Source organism: Aquirufa rosea (assembly GCF_004118285.1).
Classification (GTDB): domain Bacteria; phylum Bacteroidota; class Bacteroidia; order Cytophagales; family Spirosomataceae; genus Aquirufa; species Aquirufa rosea.
The window spans coordinates 210,812-232,296 of record NZ_SDHY01000003.1; the positions used below are offsets into that span (position 1 = coordinate 210,812).

16 protein-coding genes are annotated in these 21,485 nt (G+C 37.9%); 8 read left to right on the forward strand and 8 right to left on the reverse strand.

Annotation, left to right across the window (positions count from 1 at the left end):
* Positions 1–10: 10 nt before the first annotated feature.
* Positions 11–2,338, forward strand: a complete 2,328-nt coding sequence (locus ESB04_RS06045) for a hypothetical protein (protein ID WP_129026831.1) — start codon at positions 11–13, stop codon at positions 2,336–2,338.
* Between the two features lie 80 nt (positions 2,339–2,418).
* On the opposite strand, the gene ESB04_RS06050 is transcribed toward ESB04_RS06045, so the two are convergent.
* The 3 genes from ESB04_RS06050 to ESB04_RS06060 all read right to left on the reverse strand — a co-directional run bounded on the left by ESB04_RS06050 (position 2,419) and on the right by ESB04_RS06060 (position 5,089).
* Positions 2,419–3,765, reverse strand: coding sequence for a hypothetical protein (locus tag ESB04_RS06050; protein WP_129026832.1), 1,347 nt, complete (start codon positions 3,763–3,765; stop codon positions 2,419–2,421).
* Positions 3,766–3,851: 86 nt separating this feature from the next.
* Positions 3,852–4,199 carry a hypothetical protein gene (locus tag ESB04_RS06055; protein WP_129026833.1) on the reverse strand — a complete coding sequence of 116 codons (348 nt, stop codon included), beginning with the start codon at positions 4,197–4,199 and terminating at the stop codon, positions 3,852–3,854.
* Positions 4,200–4,321: 122 nt separating this feature from the next.
* On the reverse strand, positions 4,322–5,089 hold the full coding sequence (locus tag ESB04_RS06060) for a glucose 1-dehydrogenase (RefSeq protein ID WP_129026834.1): 768 nt from the start codon (positions 5,087–5,089) through the stop codon (positions 4,322–4,324).
* Positions 5,090–5,298: 209 nt separating this feature from the next.
* On the opposite strand from ESB04_RS06060, the gene ESB04_RS06065 reads away from it, so the two are divergent.
* The 3 genes from ESB04_RS06065 to ESB04_RS06075 all read left to right on the forward strand — a co-directional run bounded on the left by ESB04_RS06065 (position 5,299) and on the right by ESB04_RS06075 (position 8,774).
* Positions 5,299–5,808, forward strand: coding sequence for a DUF6141 family protein (locus ESB04_RS06065; protein WP_129026835.1), 510 nt, complete (start codon positions 5,299–5,301; stop codon positions 5,806–5,808).
* An 89-nt stretch (positions 5,809–5,897) separates the two neighbouring features.
* Entirely contained in the window at positions 5,898–7,454 is a 1,557-nt protein-coding gene (locus tag ESB04_RS06070) for a M20/M25/M40 family metallo-hydrolase (protein ID WP_205749480.1), read from the forward strand.
* A 30-nt stretch (positions 7,455–7,484) separates the two neighbouring features.
* Positions 7,485–8,774, forward strand: a complete 1,290-nt coding sequence (locus ESB04_RS06075; protein ID WP_129026836.1) for an acetylxylan esterase — start codon at positions 7,485–7,487, stop codon at positions 8,772–8,774.
* A 2-nt stretch (positions 8,775–8,776) separates the two neighbouring features.
* On the opposite strand, the gene ESB04_RS06080 is transcribed toward ESB04_RS06075, so the two are convergent.
* A complete protein-coding gene (locus ESB04_RS06080) occupies positions 8,777–9,271 on the reverse strand; it encodes a DUF4442 domain-containing protein (RefSeq protein ID WP_129026837.1) in 495 nt (164 codons plus the stop codon).
* Positions 9,272–9,422: 151 nt separating this feature from the next.
* On the opposite strand from ESB04_RS06080, the gene ESB04_RS06085 reads away from it, so the two are divergent.
* Positions 9,423–10,271 carry a ThuA domain-containing protein gene (locus ESB04_RS06085; RefSeq protein ID WP_129026838.1) on the forward strand — a complete coding sequence of 283 codons (849 nt, stop codon included), beginning with the start codon at positions 9,423–9,425 and terminating at the stop codon, positions 10,269–10,271.
* Between the two features lie 71 nt (positions 10,272–10,342).
* Here the strand turns inward: ESB04_RS06085 and ESB04_RS06090 are convergent, their stop codons facing one another.
* Together ESB04_RS06090 and katG are read right to left on the reverse strand one after the other, a co-directional pair.
* Positions 10,343–12,970, reverse strand: coding sequence for an outer membrane beta-barrel family protein (locus ESB04_RS06090; RefSeq protein WP_129026839.1), 2,628 nt, complete (start codon positions 12,968–12,970; stop codon positions 10,343–10,345).
* A gap of 826 nt (positions 12,971–13,796) precedes the next feature.
* A complete protein-coding gene (katG, locus tag ESB04_RS06095; protein WP_129026840.1) occupies positions 13,797–16,049 on the reverse strand; it encodes a catalase/peroxidase HPI in 2,253 nt (750 codons plus the stop codon).
* Between the two features lie 114 nt (positions 16,050–16,163).
* Here katG and ESB04_RS06100 point away from each other — a divergent pair, with 114 nt between their 5' ends.
* Complete coding sequence (locus ESB04_RS06100) at positions 16,164–17,075, forward strand: hydrogen peroxide-inducible genes activator (RefSeq protein WP_129026841.1); 912 nt, start codon at positions 16,164–16,166, stop codon at positions 17,073–17,075.
* Positions 17,076–17,091: 16 nt separating this feature from the next.
* Positions 17,092–17,769 carry an alpha/beta family hydrolase gene (locus ESB04_RS06105; protein WP_129026842.1) on the forward strand — a complete coding sequence of 226 codons (678 nt, stop codon included), beginning with the start codon at positions 17,092–17,094 and terminating at the stop codon, positions 17,767–17,769.
* Between the two features lie 69 nt (positions 17,770–17,838).
* On the opposite strand, the gene ESB04_RS06110 is transcribed toward ESB04_RS06105, so the two are convergent.
* Positions 17,839–19,071 (reverse strand): helix-turn-helix domain-containing protein, encoded by a 1,233-nt coding sequence (locus ESB04_RS06110; protein ID WP_129026843.1) that lies wholly within the window; start codon positions 19,069–19,071, stop codon positions 17,839–17,841.
* A gap of 515 nt (positions 19,072–19,586) precedes the next feature.
* On the opposite strand from ESB04_RS06110, the gene ESB04_RS06115 reads away from it, so the two are divergent.
* The gene (locus ESB04_RS06115; RefSeq protein WP_129026844.1) at positions 19,587–20,423 is read left to right on the forward strand and encodes a VanZ family protein; all 837 of its coding nucleotides are present in this window, start codon (positions 19,587–19,589) and stop codon (positions 20,421–20,423) included.
* Positions 20,424–20,469: 46 nt separating this feature from the next.
* On the opposite strand, the gene ESB04_RS06120 is transcribed toward ESB04_RS06115, so the two are convergent.
* The gene (locus ESB04_RS06120; protein ID WP_129026845.1) at positions 20,470–21,429 is read right to left on the reverse strand and encodes an L-threonylcarbamoyladenylate synthase; all 960 of its coding nucleotides are present in this window, start codon (positions 21,427–21,429) and stop codon (positions 20,470–20,472) included.
* Between the last annotated feature and the right edge of the window lie 56 nt (positions 21,430–21,485).

Here is a 21,485-nt window from a genome sequence, read left to right on the forward strand (position 1 = left end):
CAACATGAAAATGAATCATTTTCGTTACCTACTTTTGGCCCTAGTCTTATGCTTTCAATATGGATTACATGGGCAGTTAATTGATTTTTCCAAGGCAAGTATTTTGGCTTCGTCCGACATAGCCTCTCCATTTAAAGAAAAAATGCTCGCAGTATTGCAAGAGGAAATCACCTTGAAAACGTCCCTTAAATTACCCATAAGTACCCCAGGAAAAACATCCTTCATAATATTAGCAAATAAGAGCAGTCGGGAAGTTAATGGTTTTCCTTTACCCACATTAAGCCCATCAGATCAGACTTCAGTTCAAAAAGAGGGCTTCAGATTGGTGCATCAGCAAGTAGCTGGTAAAGATATTCTTTGGATGATTGGAGCGGATCAAAGAGGGATTTTGTTTGCCATTGGGGAATTTTTGCGGATAGCTGAGTTGACCAAACAAAAAATTGCCTTTGACAAAAAGTACGAAAAATCAAGCGCTCCGATGTACCCTATTCGAGGGCATCAAATCGGTTATAGAAACACGGCCAATTCCTGGGATGCTTGGGACTTTAAACAGTTTGAACGCTATTTCCGTGAGCTAGCTTTTTTTGGAACTAATGCCATTGAGAATATTCCTTTTCAAGATGGCGCGGCCAGTCCACACATGAAAATAGATCGTGAACTGATGCATGTAAAAATGAGTCAGATGTGCCAGGAATATGATTTAGACTATTGGGTGTGGACTCCTGCAGATGTTGATTTAGCAGATCCTAAAAAATTTCAAGAGGAATTGAAAGCCCATGTCGAATTTTATAAGGCATGCCCTAGATTAGATGGAGTCTTTTTTCCGGGCGGTGATCCTGGGGAGAATCACCCAAAATACGTATTACCTTTTTTGAAGGCGGTAGCTGCGGAATTGAAAAAATATCATCCCAAGGCTGGAGTTTGGTTATCCTTGCAAGGCTTTACAGATGAGCAGGTGAACTATTTTTATGAGTATTTGGAACAAAATAAACCCGATTGGTTTACGGGGTTGGTTACAGGTCCAAGTAGTCCAGATTTAGCCAGCACTCGTTTTAGATTGGATAAGAAATACCAACATCGTCATTACCCTGATTTAACCCATACGGTTCGCTGCCAATACCCAACGGAGAATTGGGATCAGGCTTTTGCGCTTACTGAAGGCAGAGAAGTGACCAATCCACAACCCTCTTATTATGCCAAAATTCATAACCGCTTTGCGCCTTTTACGGACGGATTTATTTCTTATTCCGATGGGGTTCATGATGATGTGAACAAGGTAATTTGGAGTCAAATGGCATGGAATACAGAGAAAGAGGTGCGACAGGTTATGGTGGAATATGCTAGGTACTTTTTTGGAAATGGGGTGGCGGAAGCTGCTGCTGATGGAATATTGGCATTAGAAAGGAACTGGGTAGGACCTGTAGAAGAAAATGGAGGGATTGAAACCACCTTTGTATTTTGGCAAAATCTAGAAAAATCTCATCCAGAATTACAAGGAAATTGGCGTTGGCAGCAATTGTTGATGCGTGCCTATTATGATACTTTCATCAAGAGAAGAAAGGCATATGAGCAGGGGCTAGAAAGAGATGCTAATGCTATTTTGAATCAAGCTAAATCTCTAGGTGCAGACCAGGCAATGTCCTTAGCACTAGATAAAGTCAATCAGGCAGATCGTAAACCTGCTTCACCGGAATTAAAACAGAAAATCGTTGATTATTGTGAAGCCCTATTTCAATCCATCGGATTACAAACTAGTGTGCCCAAATATAAGGCTAGTGGTTATGAACGTGGAGCCATCTTGGATTTTATCGATTATCCATTGAACAATCGTTGGTGGTTACAAGATGAATTTGAAAAGGTTAAAAAAATGAAGGATGATGCTGAAAAACTAGCGCGTATAGAGGTGATTGCCAAATGGGAAAATCCAGGTGCTGGAAGCTATTATGATAATATTTCCGATCCATTGAAAGGTCCTAGAGTGAAAACTCGTACAGAAGATGCCACCGATGTAGCTTGGTGGGATAATGGGCTTAGTAGGCGCCGATTGTCTACGCAATTATTCCAAAATTTTCCTCAATTGGAATATACCGATTTAGACCCTAAAGGATCTTATATGATTCGGATTTCTGGACAAGGAGATGCTTTATTGCGAGTGGATGGAGAGCGTATCAAACCGACCTTATACAATAAAGGTGTGGAGGAATTCAAAGAATTTCCCCTGAATCCTAAGTTTGTAAGTGATGGAAAAATATCGGTTTCATTTGATGAGCCAGAGGAATCACATTTAAACTGGAGGCAACATTCGAAGGTATTTGATATTTGGTTGCTGAAAAAATAACGGGTAAGGGCTTCCCTTGTTAATATTAAAATAAAAAGACCCTCCATAAGAGGGTCTTTTTTGGTAATAAGGAGTACACTTTAAATAAATAATTGAAATTGTAAACTCAAGCTGCTCATTCGATTGCCCGAACCAAGCTCTCCTTGATTGATTTGATAAGTCGGTCTATTTTGATAGTCTAAGCTTAGTTTAGATTTATGTCCTTGAATGAAATAGTTGATGCCCACATTAAAAGTATGAGTAGCATGATTTCCTAATCGGTCATATTGTGCCAAAGTAGCGGCTAAATATGGCATCCAGCGATTAGCTAAATCCGCTCGAATAGACGGTAGCAAATATCCTATTTGAGTATAGACCACAGCTCCAGTTCCAAACATGGGAAGGCTATTTCCATATATAGACCCTTGCCCAGAAATGGAATTGGACGCACTTAAATTACTACTTGTGCCTGGATTCATGATACCATTATAGCGTAAATAATTTGTCCCATAATTCGTATTAAAATAACCTAAATAGGCAGACAGGGCAGCATGCTTGGGTAATGGAATATCTACAAAACTTTCCACCGCAAGGTGTTTCATGTCTTGATAGAGCGTATCTCCTTGAGCTGATTTTAGCCACATGGCATTAGGCTGAAAGGCCCCACCAATACCAATATTGACTATTTTCTTACTTCCCAAATAGGTTCCTGTCATGTAAGGAGTAGTATGATTCTCATGATCAAAAAATTGATAGATCAAATATCCTTGCTGCTGTAAGGAGTGACCTTTTTGAGAAAAATTGGCAAAGTTGGAACTGATGGCAGGAGCTGTCTGTCCGTTCGAAGTAATTGGGAAAGGGTCACTCAAAATAAATCTATAATCCCATTGCCCTACCTGACCACGGGCATAAATACTTAGTTTTCTGGAAAATTGATCAATCTGGTCCACGGTGGTCTGCGCAAATACCGGTACATCCATAGTCATGATGGTGCCTATACTGGGCTGTGAAAATCGAGAGATACCGGAAATGATACTTAAACCCCCACCGATTTTCAATTGATTTCCCGAGGATAGTCGGTATTCCCCCAAGGCATCGTGAAAGAATGGAGCTATTTTTCGGTTACCATTGGCATTATACTGGGCATTGAAATTATTTTGTCCAAACTGAAAGTATAAAAATGTACGGTCGGTAATTTGGCCGAATAATTGCATTCTTGTTCTTCTAAGGCCTATATCAAAGGATTGATTTTGAGGACTACCATTGACTAAAGTTCCTGGATTGTTTTCGTTGAAACGGAACCAAGCTTGGTTTAAAAAAGTAACCTGAAAATATCTGGATCCAGATTCATTGAGCTTTATTTTGAGCGCTTCAGTATCTGATGTTTTTTGAGCGAATGCGCACAAGGAATGGCATAAGGAAAATAATAAAATGAGTTTTTTTCTCATAAAATGAATGAATTAGTAGAGAGCGATCTCTATCAAAAGTGGAAAGAAAAATAAATGGAATTGTATTATTGGGCGATCAGAACAGTCTATATTCGCCAATTTCCATGAACCTCAAATAAGGCTGGGAAATGAGATTTAATGTAGCAAAAGTTGTTGCAACTATCACTTTGACTTACTTGTTGTGAGTCTTGAAAGTTAGCGTAAAAACGGCTTGCAGAAATTTGATCAATTTCATGAATACGCTCCGTTTGAGCATCCTCTGAAGATTCTTCCTCTTCAAAGGCATTAATAAAGCTAAGTCGATAAGAGACTTGTTGTCTAAATTTTTGCTTGGTAGTGGAGGTGGAGTTATGTTCTAGGGTGTTTTTTCCAATGATCGTCAGTACAATCGAGCAAAAAAGAAAAAATAAAACCCTTAGACGCTTGGAATACATACCCAAAATTGCATTGGGAATTTGAATTAACCAATTAATCCTGCATTTTTATGTAAATAGAAGTATCGTGTTTGAAAAAGATCAGGACAAAGGACTCCCCTGAGACCTGATCGTCATTTTTTCTAATATGCGCTCCAACCACCATCGACTGTCAAAATATGTGCATTCACAAAGCTGGAATCATCGCTGGCTAAAAATAAGGCAGCTTGTGCAATTTCCGACGATTCTCCTGCACGAGGATTGATGGCCATACCTGTCATGATTCGATCATTCACCAAAGGTGTAATTTTAGTCATATCAATGGTTTCACTGATGCTTGTATTAACTGCACCAGGAGCAATTCCATTGCAACGAATCCCCGACTTGCTGTACATATAACCTGTGTTTTTGGTTAATCCAACTAGGGCATGTTTACTGGCCGTATAGACGGCACCAGCTGCACCTCCTTTTAGTCCACCTATAGAGCAAACATTGATGATATTCCCTTTTCCTTTTGCCAAAAACAGGGGTATAGCTTTTCTCATGGCTTTAAATGGCCCTTCAAAATTGATTTTCATGACCTTCTCTAACATCGAATTTTCTACTTCTCCTACAGGTTGAAAATGGTCCATGATCCCTGCGTTATTAACTAATATATCTAAGCTACCATAGGTATCTACAGCGGTTTGGATTAATTGGTTTATGTCTGACTCCTCTCCCATATTGGCGGTAATGGTTGTTATTTCTCCACCCGAGGCTTTCACTTCTTGGGACAATTCCACTAATCGACTTGGGTTTATATCCCCAGCCACGACTTTGGCTCCTTCCAGAGCGAATAATGAAGCAATGGCTTTTCCCATGCCTGCACCCGCTCCTGTAACGATGGCAACTTTATTTTCTAGCTTTTTCATGTGATTTGATTTTCAGAAAATTACCAAATAATTGATAGTTCTAAGTTTTTCAAAGGATGATTTTGATTAGGATTTTTTCAACGCTGTTAAGGTTTCAAACCTTGACAGCGTTACAACGATTAGCGATTTAAATATGTTGTCCAATATCTTGATAATGAATTAATTTAATATTTTCGTAATCTCTGTTTAACCAATTTCATTTGAAACCGATGTCAGAAGAGCAAATATTGTTTACAGAAACGCAAAGATTTAGAAAATGGTGGATTTGGCTTATACTATTGGGGGTATTTAGCTCAGTTGCTTTGGGAGCCTACCGGCAAATTCAAATGGGAATTAAGATGGGTGACCGACCGATGAGTGATGAGGGGATAGTATCTTTAGTCATTTCAATAATATTCATCATCGTTTTATTTTATGTAATTAAGTTGGAGACCAAGATTACATCTGATGGTATTTACCTTCGCTTTTTTCCATTTCATTGGCAGTTCAAGTATTACCCTTTTGAGAATATGGAAAAAGTATATGTCAGAAAATATTCCGCACTTCTAGAATATGGGGGGTGGGGAATTAGATACGGGATTTTTGGTAGTGGAAAAGCTTTTAATGTATCTGGAAATCAAGGCTTACAAATGGAAATGAAGCAAGGTCGCAAAGTCTTAATTGGGACTAATAAGCCGGAAGAGTTATCCCAAATATTGTCAACTGTTTGGAAGAAATAGATATTTATTTACCTCTGAATCATCATAATCCTTTAAGCATGGTTCCAGTAAATTTTGGTGCATGCCTTTTTCTTTCGTAAACTTAAACTATGAAAACTTTTATCAACAAAACTAAATTAGGTCTAAGTAAGCTAGCGCTTGGCTTAAGCCTTTTGTCCACTCCGATGTGGGCACAACAAAATCAAAAAAGCACGGTAGATGCTATTGTGAAGGAAGCAACAGAAAATTCGCAGTTGAAACGAATGGCTCATGAACTCTTGGACGGAATTGGACCACGTTTGGTGGGGTCTACTAAAATGGTTCAAGCAAGTGATTATCTATTGGGACAATACAAAGAATGGGGAATTGAGGCAAAAAGACAAAATTATGGTACTTGGAGAGGTTGGGATCGTGGTATTTCCTCCATTGACATGGTTGCCCCATGGGTTAAATCATTGGAAGGAACACAATTGGCATTTAGTCCTGCTACCCAAAAACCTAAAACTGGTGAAACAATTATTTTGGCAGAAGTAGCCGATTCCATTGCTTTTAAAGCTTGGTTGCCACAAGTAAAAGGCAAATTTGTGCTTATTTCCATGCCACAAATTACAGGAAGACCCGATTATAATTGGCAAGAGTTTGCTCTCAAAGAGTCTTTTGAAGCTATGAAAAAGGAGCGGGCTGAACAGACAGAGGCATGGAGAAAAAGGCTGGCTAAAACGGGTTTAACAAATGCAAAATTAGCTATGGCATTGGAAGAAGCAGGTGCTTTGGGCATCGTTTCCTGTTTGTGGTCTAACGGCTTTGGCGTCAATAAAATTTTTGCTGCTTCCACTAAAAAAATCCCTACCGTCAGTGTGGCTTTGGAAGACTATGGCCTATTGTATCGCTTGACTGAATCGGGAAGACTGCCAAAAATTACTGTGAATACCCAATCGAAAGAGTTGGGCATAGTACCTACTTTCAATACCCTAGCAGAAATCAAGGGCCTTGAAAAACCTCAAGAGTATGTAATGCTTTCAGCGCATTTAGATTCATGGGATGGAGCCACAGGAGCAACTGACAATGGAACAGGTACTTTGGTGATGATGGAAGCCATGCGTATCCTCAAAAAAGTATATCCTAATCCCAAGAGAACCATTTTAGTGGGCCATTGGGGAAGCGAAGAACAAGGATTGAATGGATCTAGGGCATTTGTGGAGGATCATCCAGAGGTGGTTTCTAATTTGCAGGCTTTATTTAATCAAGACAATGGAACAGGACGTGTGGTGAATTTGGGTGGATCAGGTTTTGCCAAAGCCAAGGATTATCTCACAAAATGGTTATCCGCTGCGCCAGATTCCATCAAAAATCGTATCAAAACTAATTTTCCTGGGACACCTGGGGGAGGTGGTTCCGATTTTGCTTCTTTTGTGGCAGTGGGAGCAACAGGCTTTAATTTAAGTGCATTGAGCTGGTCATATGGAAATTATACTTGGCATACCAATCGGGATACATACGATAAAATTGTATTCGATGATGTGCAAAGTAATGCTATTTTAACGGCTATTATGGTATACATGGCTTGTGAAGAGCCAGAAAAAATGTCTACGGAAAAGGCTGAATTGCCTGCTGGTCAAAAATGGCCAGCTCCTGTTAAATCGAAACGTACAAGTGGGACGCTCTAGTTTCCCATCATAACATAAACTTAAATACAAATGAAAAAATCCTGGTTGCTTTTATTGTGGTTAATTTCCATGCATACCCTGTTGGCACAGCCCACAGAAAAGCAGATTAAAGTTCAAGTTTCAGCCGATCATTCAGATTGGTTATATAAGCCAGGAGAAAAAGTCAATTTTTCAGTGTTAGTGACAAAAAATGGAAGTCCTATTCCTCAGGTTAAGATTCGTTATGAAATCGGACCCGAGAAGTTGGAAGCCTTGAAAAAGGAAAGTGCCATTTTACCTCAAGGTGCCATTCAACTGAATGGAGGAACTTTGTCAGCCGCAGGTTTTTTGCGTTGTGTGGTTATTGCCGAGGTAGAGGGGAAAGAATATAGGAATTTAGCAACGGTAGGTTTTTCTCCTCTATCGATTCAACCTACTGTCAATAATCCTCAAGATTTTGATGCTTTTTGGACTAAAGCCAAAGAAGATCTAGCTAAAATTCCTATGGATGCCAAGATGACGCTTCTGCCAGAAAGATGTACGGAGAAAACTAATGTGTATCAGGTGAATATCCAAAACTATCGTGTGGGAGCTAGGCTATATGGTATATTATGTGTGCCCAAGAAACCTGGGAAATATCCTGCATTGCTACATGTACCCGGAGCTGGAGTTAGACCTTATGCAGGAGATATAGCCAATGCAGAAAAAGGAATTATTACCCTGCAAATTGGTATACATGGAATCCCAGTTACCATGGATCCTTCCGTTTATACAGATTTGGGAGCAGGTATTTTGAACGGATATCCCAATTATAATATGGATGACAAGGATCGCTTTTTTTATAAAAGAGTGTATTTAGGATGTGTTCGTGCCAATGATTTTTTGACCTCACTTCCTCAATTTGATGGTCAAAATCTAGGAGTAACCGGAGGTAGTCAAGGGGGTGCTTTGTCCATCGTGACCGCTGCTTTAGACGAACGAGTAAAATTCTTGGGAGCTTATTATCCGGCCCTCTCTGATGTGACAGGATATTTATTTAATAGAGCTGGTGGTTGGCCTCATTATTTTGATAAGAATAACCGGGCAATTAATGAAACAAAAGCGAAATTGGAAACCATAGCCTATTATGATGTGGTCAATTTCGCACGAAGATTGAAAGTACCAGGATTTTACTCTTGGGGTTTTAACGATGAAACATGTCCTCCTACCTCCATGTACGCGGCATATAATGTAATTTCTGCTCCTAAAGAATTATACTTGGCACTGGATACCGGTCATTGGAATTATCCAGAGCAGGTAGAAAAGATGAACAATTGGCTAGGTGCAAATCTTCTCAAATAAGTTTAAGGAGCAGGGCTCTTAACTTTGAAAGTCCAGCTGAATAGAAATTCAGCTACTATCATACCTTCTTGGTTGGTTCCAACTGACTTACAAATGATTTTAGTACTTTCTCCACTTTCAATGGCCTTTTCAATGGTCTCTCGGATGGCATCACCGTCTTCACATGTGAATAAAATAGTACCGGTGGCTTTCTTCACAAAGGAAGCTTCCATTTTTTCTATCAGCATGCTGATGGATGGTTTCCTTTCGTAAACTTGTGCGAATGCCAACATGCCGCAACTCATTTCGGCGGCCATAGCTTCTACCGCAAAATACATGGAGCGGAATGGATTTTGATTGAACCAAGATTTTTTGACACGTACTATGGAGGTTTTGGCATCAAAATGATGCATGTTTAATCCTGCCCAAAAGGAGGCAGATAATCGTTGGAAAATAAAAAACTTAAATAAAATTGGGTTTAGAATTATTTTTTGAAACTTATGGAATGATGGATTCATGGTATGTTCTGATGAAGGGTCGTTAATTTTTCAGTTCTCCAACTATAGGATGCACTGAGCTAAATCAAATATAAATAATTTAGTTTGGTATCAAATGAAAGATAGAATTCGATAAATAAAATGTTAAAGTATAAATGATCAATAAATTGCAATGAAAAAAGTATTTAAAATTATCGCTTGGACGCTTTTTGGGCTAGTATTGAGTCTTTTTGGGTTAGGTGCTTTGTTTATGTACAAAGTTCAACATGGTTTCCCTGTTACTTATGAGACAGAAAAACCGGAGCTTTCCTTAGCAGCAGCTAAGCCTGCAATTTTATTGTTTTCTAAAACTACGGGTTTCCGACATGGAGAATCCATAGAGGCCTCAAAACCTGTTATTCAGGCCTTGGCAACTAAAAACAATTGGGTTATTTATGAGACAGAAGAGGGTGGGGTATTTAATCAGGAACAATTGTCCCAATTCAAATTAGTAATTTTTAATAATTCTACAGGCCGAGTGTTGAATGACAATCAACAGTTGGCTTTGGAAAAGTATGTTGAAAAGGGTGGAGCATTGATGGGGATACATGGAGCTGGGGATAATTCCCATCATTGGGATTGGTATGTCAATAATTTACTAGGAACAACATTCTCACACCATCCATTAAATCCACAATTTCAGCGAGCTTTAGTACAGATGGAGCCAAGTGCGGATTCTGTTTTGAAAGCTAATTTATCTGCAAGTTGGGAGGGGAATGACGAGTGGTATGTTTTTTTTGAAAAACCTAAAAATGCACGAGTAGTGTACTATATTGACGGTGAAAAAATATTACCCAGTGGCAATATGCTATGGATGAAGGACAAAAACTTTGGTATGGGAAAATATCATCCAGTGGCTTGGCATAAAAATGCAGGAAAAGGACGGACCTTTTATACTTCCATGGGGCATTCCAAAGATGCTTGGGCTAATCCTGCTTATGTGAAGTTAATCGAACAGGGGATTTCTTGGTCTATTCAATAAAGAATTCTTGTAAATAAAACGGGTCAATCATTGATTGACCCGTTTATTGAAATCATTAACCTACAAATATTTTATTGACCCATTTGCATAGCATCATTATTTTGATTGTTGTTTCTCTTCATGCTACTCATGTTAAATTGTCCGAAACGAATGGACAAAGTAAGACGAATCATTTGAGGGTTTGATAATCGGTAATATTTTTGAGAGAAACCTTCTCCGTAGGAATATCTATTGTTTCCACGAGTTCTGAAGATGTCATTAGCTGCTAAAGTCAAAGAAGCCAAGTCGTTTTTCAAGAAGGTTTTCTTGATAGCTAAATCAAAACCATAGAACGGCTCAATATACCCTTGAGATGAACTTTGTGCTTGCATCATTGGGCCACCGCCACCACCTTGTCCTTGGTTCTGAGAAATCGGCATATTGGTTTTGCCTTGGTAATCCATGGATAATTGGATAGACCATTTTTTAGGTAATTGGAAGGTATTGTTTATTTTTCCAAATACGGTCCAGATACCATCCGTAATTTGAGCATTCTCAATATTTGATGTATTAATTTTCGAGTTGTATGTGTTTAAATTAAGAGTTAAATCCCACCAGTTTTGAAGCTTGTTGGTATAGGTTCCTTCTATACCATAATTCACACTAGAATTCGCATTGACGAAAGTGTTAATCAAATCCAACTTACCGCTGATTGGGTTGATTTCTTGACTAAGGAAGCGAGTAATTAAGTTGTTGGTATATTTATAATAACCTGACAACAAGAAGGTAGCAGATCCTTTGGTTTTGCTGTAAGAAAGCTCTCCAGAAGAAGTGAATTCAGGAACCAAATTGGCATTTCCTCTCGTGATATTTAAACTATCGCTGTAATCAACGAAAGGAATGATTTGGAAGAAGTTCGGACGGTTAACACGTCTGGTGATGCTCAATTGCAACTGATCTGTAGGAGTTAAATCCTTCTTTAAGAAAATAGAAGGGAAAAGGCTCAAAGGATAGTTATTGCCAAATATTTGGTTGGTGTTAAGCAATTTACCATCATAGCTAGAGCTCTCAGCTCTTAAACCTAATTTATAGGAAACTTTGCTAGCTGTTTTACCTGAGAAGGAAACATAAGCAGCATATACTCTATTTTGGTTTTCGTAATTTGTGGAAGCTGAGGGGATGGTTTTATATACATCTGAACCTACGGGCTTCAAGGTATTGTTGTTTTCATTCTTCAAATCAAAAAGCTGAGCTCTTACTCCCAATTCTAGGGTACCTTCATTTTTTATAGGCTTCACATAGTCCGTTTGAAAGGTCATGAAATTATTGCTTCCAGAACCAATGTTTCTCTGAATTTGTGTGCCAGTAATGTTACCATTGTTTAAATAATTGGTCGTGTAAGTCGCATCATTTTTGTTGGTTCCACCAAAGTAATTGAAGTCCATAGTCAACTCTTCTCCTGCTTTAGGATATGCGTGTTTAAATCCTAATTGCAACCCACTTGGATTGAACTCTCTGTATGAGTCAGAAAGACGATTGCTTAAGGTTGTAAAGTTGTTTACAGTACTTGTAATCTTGATGTCTTCTGTTGGGGAGAATTTACCACCTCCGCCAAAAAATCCAGCTAAAGACAAGGTAGTTCTATTCGTAACTGCATAGTCAACACTCAAGCGAGGGAAAAACATCGATCCTCTAGTTTTGGAGTTGATGTCTTGATAAACGCTGGACTCAACGCCTCCGATGCTGCTATTTCTTAAGCTGTTACCCTCAGTGACATTTCTCATGTTCATTTTCATGCCCATCAAGGTTAAACTCCACTTGTTTTGTTGGTAACTAAAATTCCCCATGATGCTAGATCCTCCAAAACGGTCAGCACTTAAATTCACCATGCCATTATATCCATTCTTTTTGTTTTTCTTCAAAATGATGTTGATGATACCGGCCATACTTCCTGATGCATCGTATTTAGCAGAGGGGTTTGTGATTACTTCTACCTTCTCAATAATGTCAGCTGGGATTTGATCCATGGTTAAGCTAGTGGGTCTTCCGTCAATAAAAAGAGTTGGATTAGCATTTCTCACCTTAACATTGCCATCGATATCTACTTGTACAGATGGGATATTTCTCATCACATCCACAGCTGTACCACCAGAGGTCACTAGGTTTTGACTTACATTAAATGATTTTTTGTCAATGTCCATTTCCAACAAAGCCTTGGTAGAAGTAACTACCACTGCTTCTAATTCTTTGGAATCAGCAGCTAATTTGATATTTCCTAAATCCTTTTCAAATGCAGCCATCATTTTCGCGATTACCGCTGGATCAGGAGCTTGACCTGGTTTAGGCGCCATACTCGGATCCATTTTAGGCATAGCAAATTGGATAGGGGCTTCGTAGTTTTTATAGCCTACGAAACTAATTTTAATTTTAAGTCGAACATTTACAGGGATTTCTTTAAAGTTAAAATCACCATTCAGTTCTGCTTGTTGAGCTTTTACTAAGATGTCTTTGTTTTGTTTGGTTGCTGGATCTACCACAGTTTTTAATAGAACAACCGAGGCAAATTCTACAGGCTTACCTTGCTCATCTACTACCTTACCAAATATATGTCCGCGATTTAAATTGGCGGCATTGGCACCTCCTGCACCTGCAGCAGGACCTTGCGCCCAACTAAAAAATGAGCTGATTGCCAAGAAGAATGTTAAAAATTGATTTTTCATGGGTTGATTGTTTTGTCTACTTAGAAGAAATGATGTTATTCAAGGATCAGGGTAGAACTGGTTTAATTGCTAAATTTTCAATGGGTAAATCAGGGTTTAATCTAGTTTTTTGTTCACTTATTATTGTATCACAAAGATACATCATGCTTTTTCGTTTAATTTTTTATTCTTCACAGCTGGGAAATGTATAGATGAAAGTTGAAATTCTTGAGAAAAGCGGATTGAGTAAATGAGGCTTCATTGGTTTTGTACTAATTTTTTCAAATAGATGAACAAGCAAGATTCTATCTTTCAGTATTTAATCTATTCGGCAATACTGCCAAGAATTTCATGCTGATTCACTTTATAATAGTACAAAGATAAATATCAAAAATTGAACATTTTCTGGTAATTATAAAATTGTGTTTAATGGATCAAATGTTATGTAGAAGTGGGGAATTCATATGCGAAGAAACAAAAGTAGCTTTAAAAGTTTATTTTAGATATTTTTTGTAGGTGTTCCTCACTTATTTTTAGATTTCCTGAAAGCTTGATAATACATTGATATTTTTTATACTTCTTAATTATTTTGGATATTCCAAAGGAGGTTGTTTGAGGAATTTGGTAGACTAATTCTTAAGTTTTGTCGCAATTAAAGGATTCATTAACAAGTATTAACATGAAATATTTGCTTTAAATTATGAAGGTTGACTTGGAAAAGTTATAAATAAATGAATTTATTTGAAACTGGTTTTTCAGGTTTTATGGGATGCTATCCAGAACCCTATAAATAAAAAAACCGACTCCATGGGAGTCGGCTTTTTCATTCACTCAAATCTATATAAACCTATTTTTTGTATGTAATATCAAAGCGGTCTAAGTTCATCACTTTGGTCCAAGCATTAACAAAATCTTTAACGAATTTTGTTTGCGAATCTTTTGTAGCATAGACCTCAGCCAATGCCCTTAACTCAGAATTAGAACCAAAAATTAAGTCGGCGCGTGTAGCTGTCGCTTTCACGGCTCCTGTTTGACTATCTGTGCCAATAAATTCTTCTTTGGTATCTGAGCTAGGTTTCCAAATAGTACCCATTTCCAATAAATTAACAAAGAAGTCATTGCTTAAAACATCCTTTTTATTGGTAAAAATACCATGCTTAGAGCCATCATAATTTGTGTTTAAAGCTCGCATACCGCCCACCAACACAGTCATTTCAGGTGCTGTTAAGGTTAGCAACTGTGCTTTGTCAATCAAAAGCTCCTCTGTTGAAATAGTATATCTTGTTTTTAAGTAATTTCTGAATCCGTCTGCCATTGGCTCTAGCACGGCAAATGAATTTACATCTGTTTGCTCTTGGCTTGCATCCATTCTACCTGGTGTAAATGGAACTTGGATGTTGTGTCCTCCATTTTTAGCTGCTTTTTCTATGGCAGCATTACCACCTAATACTATTAAATCAGCCATAGAAACTTTCTTTTTACCTGCGCTGGCGTTGAATTCTTTTTGGATTTTCTCCAATACAGACAATACTTTCTCCAATTGTTTTGGATTATTCACCTCCCAATTTCGCTGAGGCAATAGGCGAATTCGAGCGCCATTGGCACCTCCTCTACGGTCTGAACCACGGTAAGTAGAGGCAGAAGCCCAAGCGGTACTTACTAACTCGCTAATGGATAATCCTGAGTTTAGTAATTTGGTTTTTAATAGGGCGATATCCTGTTGATTAATTAATGGATGATTAACCGCAGGAATGGGATCTTGCCATATAAGCGCTTCCTTAGGAGCTTCAGGTCCCAAGTAGGTTGTGCTTGGTCCCATGTCACGGTGAGTTAATTTGAACCAAGCTTTGGCGAAAGCTTTAGCAAACTCCTCTGGGTTTTCTAGATATCTTCTAGAAATTTTTTCATATGCGGGATCCATGCGCAATGAAAGATCTGTGGTTAGCATGGTTGGCAATTGCTTTTTGTCAGGGTCAAATGCATCAGGAATGATAGCTTTTCCATTTTTAGCTACCCATTGATTCGCTCCTGCTGGGCTTTTCGTTAATTCCCACTCATGGTTAAATAAGATTTTTAAAAATCCAATTCCCCATTTGATAGGAGTGGATGTCCAGGTAACCTCTAGTCCTGAAGTAATGGCATCTTTTCCTTTTCCGGATTTGTAAGTGCTTTTCCAGCCTAAACCTTGCTCTTCGATGCCAGCAGCCTCAGGCTCTGGTCCCACATGGCTTGCTGGTCCTTTTCCATGAGTTTTACCAAAGGTATGCCCACCTGCAATCAGGGCAACAGTTTCTTCGTCATTCATACCCATTCTTCCAAAAGTTTCGCGAATATCTTTGGCTGCTGCCACTGGATCTGGTACACCTTTAGGTCCTTCTGGGTTCACATAAATGAGACCCATTTGTACAGCAGCAAGCGGATTTTCTAGTTTTCTATCACCCGAGTAACGATTTTTATCATCCAACCATTTTTTCTCCGATCCCCAATACACATTTGACTCTGGCTCCCATACATCTGTCCTTCCTCCCGCAAATCCGAAAGTTTTAAATCCCATTTGTTCCAATGCCACATTACCTGTCAATACCATTAAGTCTGCCCAGGAGATTTTGTCGCCATATTTTTGTTTGATAGGCCATAATAATCGACGAGCTTTGTCCAAATTAGCATTGTCTGGCCAGCTATTTAAAGGGGCAAAGCGTTGTTGACCTGCCCGAGAACCTCCACGTCCATCTCCAGTGCGATACGTACCTGCACTATGCCAAGCCATACGTATAAATAAAGGACCATAGTTACCAAAGTCTGCTGGCCACCAGTCTTGTGATTTGGTTAAGATGTCTCCGATATCTTTTTTAAGTGCAAAGTAGTCTAGGCTATTAAAAGCTTTTTTATAATCGAAATTCGAACCCATGGGGTTCGATTTTTCTGAGTTTTGACGTAACATGCCTACGTTTAATAAGCTAGGCCACCAATCTTTATTGCTGGTGCCTGCTTCCTTGGGAGCGCCTGGATGTGCTCCGCCAGATCCATGATGTGGATTATATTCCTGAGCCTGTGCTAAAGAGGAAAATAATAGGCCACTTAATAAGAGCAGTTTTTTCATGTTGAATGGATTTTGTGATGTTAGTTTAAAGTGCTTTCGACGTGAAATTAGTTCGTATACTTTAATAGATAAAACTGAAATTTTCTATATTTGTCATAGATAAAATCTATATCAATGAATATTCATCAATTGGAGTATATTTTGGCTGTTGACCAGTTTAAAAGTTTTAGCAAAGCGGCCGACTATTGTCATGTGACGCAGGCTACTTTGAGTGCTATGGTGAAGAAATTGGAGGAACAGTTAGACATTGTCATCTTTGATAGGAAAGCTAATCCCATAGTAGTGACTGAAAATGGTCGGGAGATTCTTATTCAAGCTCAACAAGTAGTAGCGCATGCACATGCACTTTTGGCCTCTTCCAAATCTATTCAAAATAAGATAGAGGGACGGGTGAAATTAGGCATTATTCCTACGGTAGCTAATTCTTTGATGCCAATCATTTTGAAGCCTATTTTGGAGAAATATCCGCAATTGGTTTTGGAGATCTATGAGGTGACTACCAGTCAATTGATGAAAAACTTAAGGGAGGGTAAACTTGATTTGGGGATTTTGAGTACACCCATTGCTACAGGTGATTTGGAAACAACCTTGTTGTATGAGGAACCATTACACGTGTACGGATACCTGGAAAATGGAAATAAGTCTATTCGAATGGAGGAATTATCCAAGCAGCGAATATTCTTACTTCAGGAGGGACATTGCTTGCGAGACCAGATTATAGAATGGTGTGATTTGAAAAAAAGTAAACATTTACCTGCGAATTTGATTTTTGAATCAAATACCTTTGATACTTTAATAAATCTAGTGGATGAATTTCAAGGAATGACCTTACTTCCAGCCCTATATTTGCGACATCTGAATGAATACCGTCAATCTCAAATATTGACCATGGAGGGAGGGGATATAAGTCGGGAAGTTAGTTTATGCTTTTACCGCCCTTATGCCAAATGGAATATTGTCAAGCAGTTTTCGCAGGATATAGCCCAATTAGTGGCAAAGCACTTGAATAAAAATTCCGTCCAATAACGGAATACTTAAGTAGATGAAAAAGAAAAAATACCTCCTCGTATTGGGGAGGGAGGCCTTGGATCGGGATAGTTTGCTGTATCAGGAATTGTTAACGAATCTAGAGCTAAGTGGATTTGAGATTATTTTTGATCCAATGGATCGAATCCGTTTTTCCTATCAAAAGGTTGTTGGAACAAAACCTTTCCCTGGTAAATACTTTTTGCTTCCCATATTTAGAGCTATGTACGTACTTTTTCGACAAGGCCAGTGGAGGGACTTTATCTGCTACCTTACAGGGCAAATATCAGCTTTGGAATTTAGAACTCGCGTGGTTAACCGATTTATTGAAACAATCCAACCTCATGTTTCTCGTTTGGTCGTATTAACTCGTTCGGCAGGATCTTTGGTCATCAGCAAGATCGCAAATCAGTTGCCTGTAGATCAAATCATTTGCTTAGGATATCCATTTAAACATCCGGAAGAGGGTGATGCGGATTTTAGAACGATACACCTGGCAAAGATTCAAATACCTATGTTGATATTTCAAGGCCTAAGAGATCCTTATGGTGGAAAAGAAGTGAGAGATCGATATGTCTTATCTGATTTTATTCAATTTAAATTTCTAGATGTAGACCATGATTTTGTGATGAGTGAGATGGAATTGAAGTTAATTCAAAGGGAGATGGAAGAAATCTTAACAAGTTTGAAATAAATGCTTTGTGGTCTGCTAATGAGTGTCGGATTACCTTGTGATTCATGACATTTGGAATGGACTGCCCTTTTAAATACTTGCCAAATATTCTTTTGGAACCATTCCTGTTCTTTTTTTTACGGCTGCTATGAAGGATGTTCTGGATGAAAAACCAATCATATTTCCAATGTGCTCTATGGAATATTTTTCAAAATTGGGGTCCTTCATTTTAAATGTCTTCAAATAACTGATTCGAGCATCGTTTATAAATTCATTGAAGTTTTTTCCGAATTCCTGATTGATTAAAGGTGAAATCAGGTATACAGGTATTTTAACTTCATTCGATAAATCGGTAATAGTATAACCAACTTTTAAATAAGGATGCTTTTTCTGAAAATGTTTATTTATACTACTAAGAATATTCCTTCCTTGGTATACACTGATGTAATCCATATTTTCAAAATCCTCAGAATCTGAGGAATCATTCAATGATAGAACAGGTTCTATAATTTGAATCCAGCCAATCATTCCATACAATATTTTTGGTTGAGCCAGTAAATAGACACTTATCAATAATATCTCAATTAATAAAGTAGCAATGGTTACTTCGCCCACCAATATCCCTGATTGACTACTGGTATTACCGGAACGAATTTGTGAAATGATGAAGGAATATACGACTAAAGTGCCAATCAGTAAAAACAAAATAATCACCCACAAGAAAAGATAAATTTGAATATTCCTTTTGATAATGATTTTTGCATTTAGGATTTTTTTTCTCCAGGAAAGCAAGAGAAAAATTGCGCTAATTAAGAAAAACAATAAAGTACTGATTCTGAAAATGGCCATCCAGCCTGCGGGAAACCATCCATCAGGCTCTAAGACATAAAGTCGATTATCAATTAAAGTCTGTTTGACAAAATTTAATTTTTTCTCATAACTCAATAGATAGAAAGGTATTCGATTCAAAACATATATCACTAATGGAATAATGAGGAAAGCGTCCCTCTTTTGAAACCTGTAAGACTGATGCAAAATGGATTTTACATATAAATAAGCAAAAGGACCCATGCAGAATGGAGCCCAAGCATGGATTCGGTAATATTCTGGATAATTGATATAAAATTGGGTCAGTGGAATGATATTGCCAAGTGCAGTAATAACTAAACTTAGTATTAATCCTGACAAAATCTTAGAACTAAATGAAGAAACGGATTGGCCAAATAAAAGTAACAGACCGACCACCAAACCAATGGTCGATATGACAAGCGTAATGACTAAAAAGGTTAAATTATCCAATATGTTCAAATTAATATACACCATCACCCTACGACCTTTAATCCGTAGAGTTTTTACTTATTAATTATAGAACCAGGTAGTTTAAACCTTACTAAAAATCAGCTTTTTGATGCTTTATTTTTAGCAATTTATTGATTTTAAAATTACAAATAATTTGAAAGAGCTCATTTAAAAAGTACTCTAATTATTAAGTGGCTCCCAATATTTTGTTCATAATCACTTAATCTGAACAACTTAAATTCGGGCAATTGGCACTCTATATGCTAATATTGCAAGTTATTTCAAAGTCTTTAGAAGAAAGAGAGCTAAAGAGTAGAAATATTTAGTACACAGAGATTTAAAAATCCTTTGACCTAATCGTCAGAGGATTTTTTGTTTAGCATTATACCTATACAATTGATTAACGAGAGAAAATTCTTAGCTGAATAATATTCTATTGTTAAAAGAAGTTAAAGAATTTAGGAAAGAATTCGCTTGAGCAATGTCTGTCAATGAAATAGTTTAATTTCGATCTATTCTTGTTTTTAATTCCCCAAGAAATGAAACTGCGGATTATTTCAGCCATACTGATTTTCTTTTATTTGGCCTTTCTTATGCAAGTTTTAGTCATGAAAGATGTATCATTAATTCGGATAGGACATTTGAAGCTAAACTTTGGAGGAACTCATGACGGGCCTGCCAATTTTATGCCATTTAAAACGATTAGATTGTACTTGAGTGGCGAAAAGGGCTGGTTAATAAGTGGAATAAATATTTTAGGTAATATTTTTATTTTAGTTCCAATCGGCTTTTTGTCCAGCCTGCTAATTTCATCAATTAGTCGTAAGCAAGTAGTTGTGATAGCATGTAGCTTAAGCTTATGCATTGAGAGTTTACAAGCGATAGGTCACATAGGAATATTTGAAATTGATGACGTAATTTTAAATGGATTGGGGGTTTGGCTAGGGCATGAATTTTGGAAAATTTTGCCTTCAAATATTCATTGGGATCGTTTCCTGAGTTTCTCTATTTTGAGCATTTCTGTCCTCCTTGTTTATTACTTAATCGCCTCAAATTTTAGGTGGCCCCTGCCGATTGGTTTTGAGCCAATGACTCAAATAGAAACTAATGATGCAAGCCGTAATTATGTATCTACCAATGATGATTTATGTGGAGTAACTGGGGGTAAGGGATGTATTATCAAATTGGATCCAACTAAACATCAATTCTTAATTCAGAGAAAAGATGGAGTTATAGAACTAATTCATATTAATGAAAAAACTATCATTAACAGCCCCAGAGGTGTGATTCACGAGACAGACCTGCGTAAAGGCAATCGAGTAACATTGGTGGTAGGGGAAGGCCGACTAGCTAGTTTAATTTTGATATGCCGATAGCCACTTTCAAAGTTATTTTAGGCCATATTCTACGTAAATGGTCTAATTATTCAAATTTTGAGGCTCTTGCTAAGCGATCATTTAGGACGATCCCTATGCCTTCATTTGGTAATTTTTCAGCTATGATTAATGAAAGCCCTTTTTGGTCTAAACGATGCATGGCTGCGTATAAATTTTTAGCGGCCTCTGATAAATTACCAGTGGGAGAGAGGATTTCTTGAATAAGGTTTGGGTTGTTTTTATTAGCTTTCTTGAATAGTAATAGGCCAATGGCTTTTTCGTGAAAGGATAGAAGCGAATTCTCCATGTCTTCACTTACAATCAATGGGGTTTTGGGAGAGTAATGTTTGGAAAGCATGCCGGGTGCTTCCGGATTTTGGTCATTATGGTTGAGCAGGTTAACCTTACCTATACAGGATTCTATCTCCTCCATGGATAATGAGCCTAGGCGGTAGATGATCGCTCGGGATTCTTCATCAAATCCCACAATGGTAGATTCTATGCCCTTTTCGCATTCGCCACCTTCAAGAATTAGCGGTAAATCATTCTTGAAATATTTTTCTACATGCGGTGAGCTAGTAGGACTTATAGATCCGAAGGGATTGGCACTGGGAGCCACTAAAGGAAAATCCAATTGATTTAGTAAGGATAGGGTAAGAGGGTGATTAGGTACACGAACTGCCACGGTATCTTTACCTGCAGTGATTAGGTTTGAAATATGTGGAAGTTTTTTTAACACTAATGTCAAAGGGCCTGGCCAAAATCTTTTCGCCAATTGATAGGCCGCCTGTGGAATATCATATGCCACCTGATCTAGTTTATCTAGTGAGGAGATATGAACTATCAAGGGGTTTTTCAAAGGTCTTTTTTTTAGTTCAAATATTTTTTTGATGGCTTCCTCTTCCCAAGCATTTCCTGCTAATCCATAAACAGTTTCGGTAGGTATCGCAATTAATTCCATTTCTTCCAATAATTGCTTGGCTTGATTTATATCTTGACTAATCATATTAGATTCAACTGTATGCGAACAAAAATTAATAGTCTAGTTCCAGAATTTCACCT

Coding starts and splice junctions, on each gene's coding strand:
- ESB04_RS06050 (WP_129026832.1), bottom strand. CDS start 3,765: ATGAGAAAAAAACTCATTTTATTATTTTCCTTATGCCATTCCTTGTGC.
- ESB04_RS06075 (WP_129026836.1), top strand. CDS start 7,485: ATGAAAAAATCCTGGTTGCTTTTATTGTGGTTAATTTCCATGCATACC.
- ESB04_RS06060 (WP_129026834.1), bottom strand. CDS start 5,089: ATGAAAAAGCTAGAAAATAAAGTTGCCATCGTTACAGGAGCGGGTGCA.
- ESB04_RS06120 (WP_129026845.1), bottom strand. CDS start 21,429: ATGATTAGTCAAGATATAAATCAAGCCAAGCAATTATTGGAAGAAATG.
- ESB04_RS06085 (WP_129026838.1), top strand. CDS start 9,423: ATGAAAAAAGTATTTAAAATTATCGCTTGGACGCTTTTTGGGCTAGTA.
- ESB04_RS06115 (WP_129026844.1), top strand. CDS start 19,587: ATGAAACTGCGGATTATTTCAGCCATACTGATTTTCTTTTATTTGGCC.
- ESB04_RS06065 (WP_129026835.1), top strand. CDS start 5,299: ATGTCAGAAGAGCAAATATTGTTTACAGAAACGCAAAGATTTAGAAAA.
- katG (WP_129026840.1), bottom strand. CDS start 16,049: ATGAAAAAACTGCTCTTATTAAGTGGCCTATTATTTTCCTCTTTAGCA.
- ESB04_RS06105 (WP_129026842.1), top strand. CDS start 17,092: ATGAAAAAGAAAAAATACCTCCTCGTATTGGGGAGGGAGGCCTTGGAT.
- ESB04_RS06090 (WP_129026839.1), bottom strand. CDS start 12,970: ATGAAAAATCAATTTTTAACATTCTTCTTGGCAATCAGCTCATTTTTT.
- ESB04_RS06100 (WP_129026841.1), top strand. CDS start 16,164: ATGAATATTCATCAATTGGAGTATATTTTGGCTGTTGACCAGTTTAAA.
- ESB04_RS06080 (WP_129026837.1), bottom strand. CDS start 9,271: ATGAATCCATCATTCCATAAGTTTCAAAAAATAATTCTAAACCCAATT.
- ESB04_RS06070 (WP_205749480.1), top strand. CDS start 5,898: ATGAAAACTTTTATCAACAAAACTAAATTAGGTCTAAGTAAGCTAGCG.
- ESB04_RS06110 (WP_129026843.1), bottom strand. CDS start 19,071: ATGGTGTATATTAATTTGAACATATTGGATAATTTAACCTTTTTAGTC.
- ESB04_RS06055 (WP_129026833.1), bottom strand. CDS start 4,199: ATGTATTCCAAGCGTCTAAGGGTTTTATTTTTTCTTTTTTGCTCGATT.
- ESB04_RS06045 (WP_129026831.1), top strand. CDS start 11: ATGAATCATTTTCGTTACCTACTTTTGGCCCTAGTCTTATGCTTTCAA.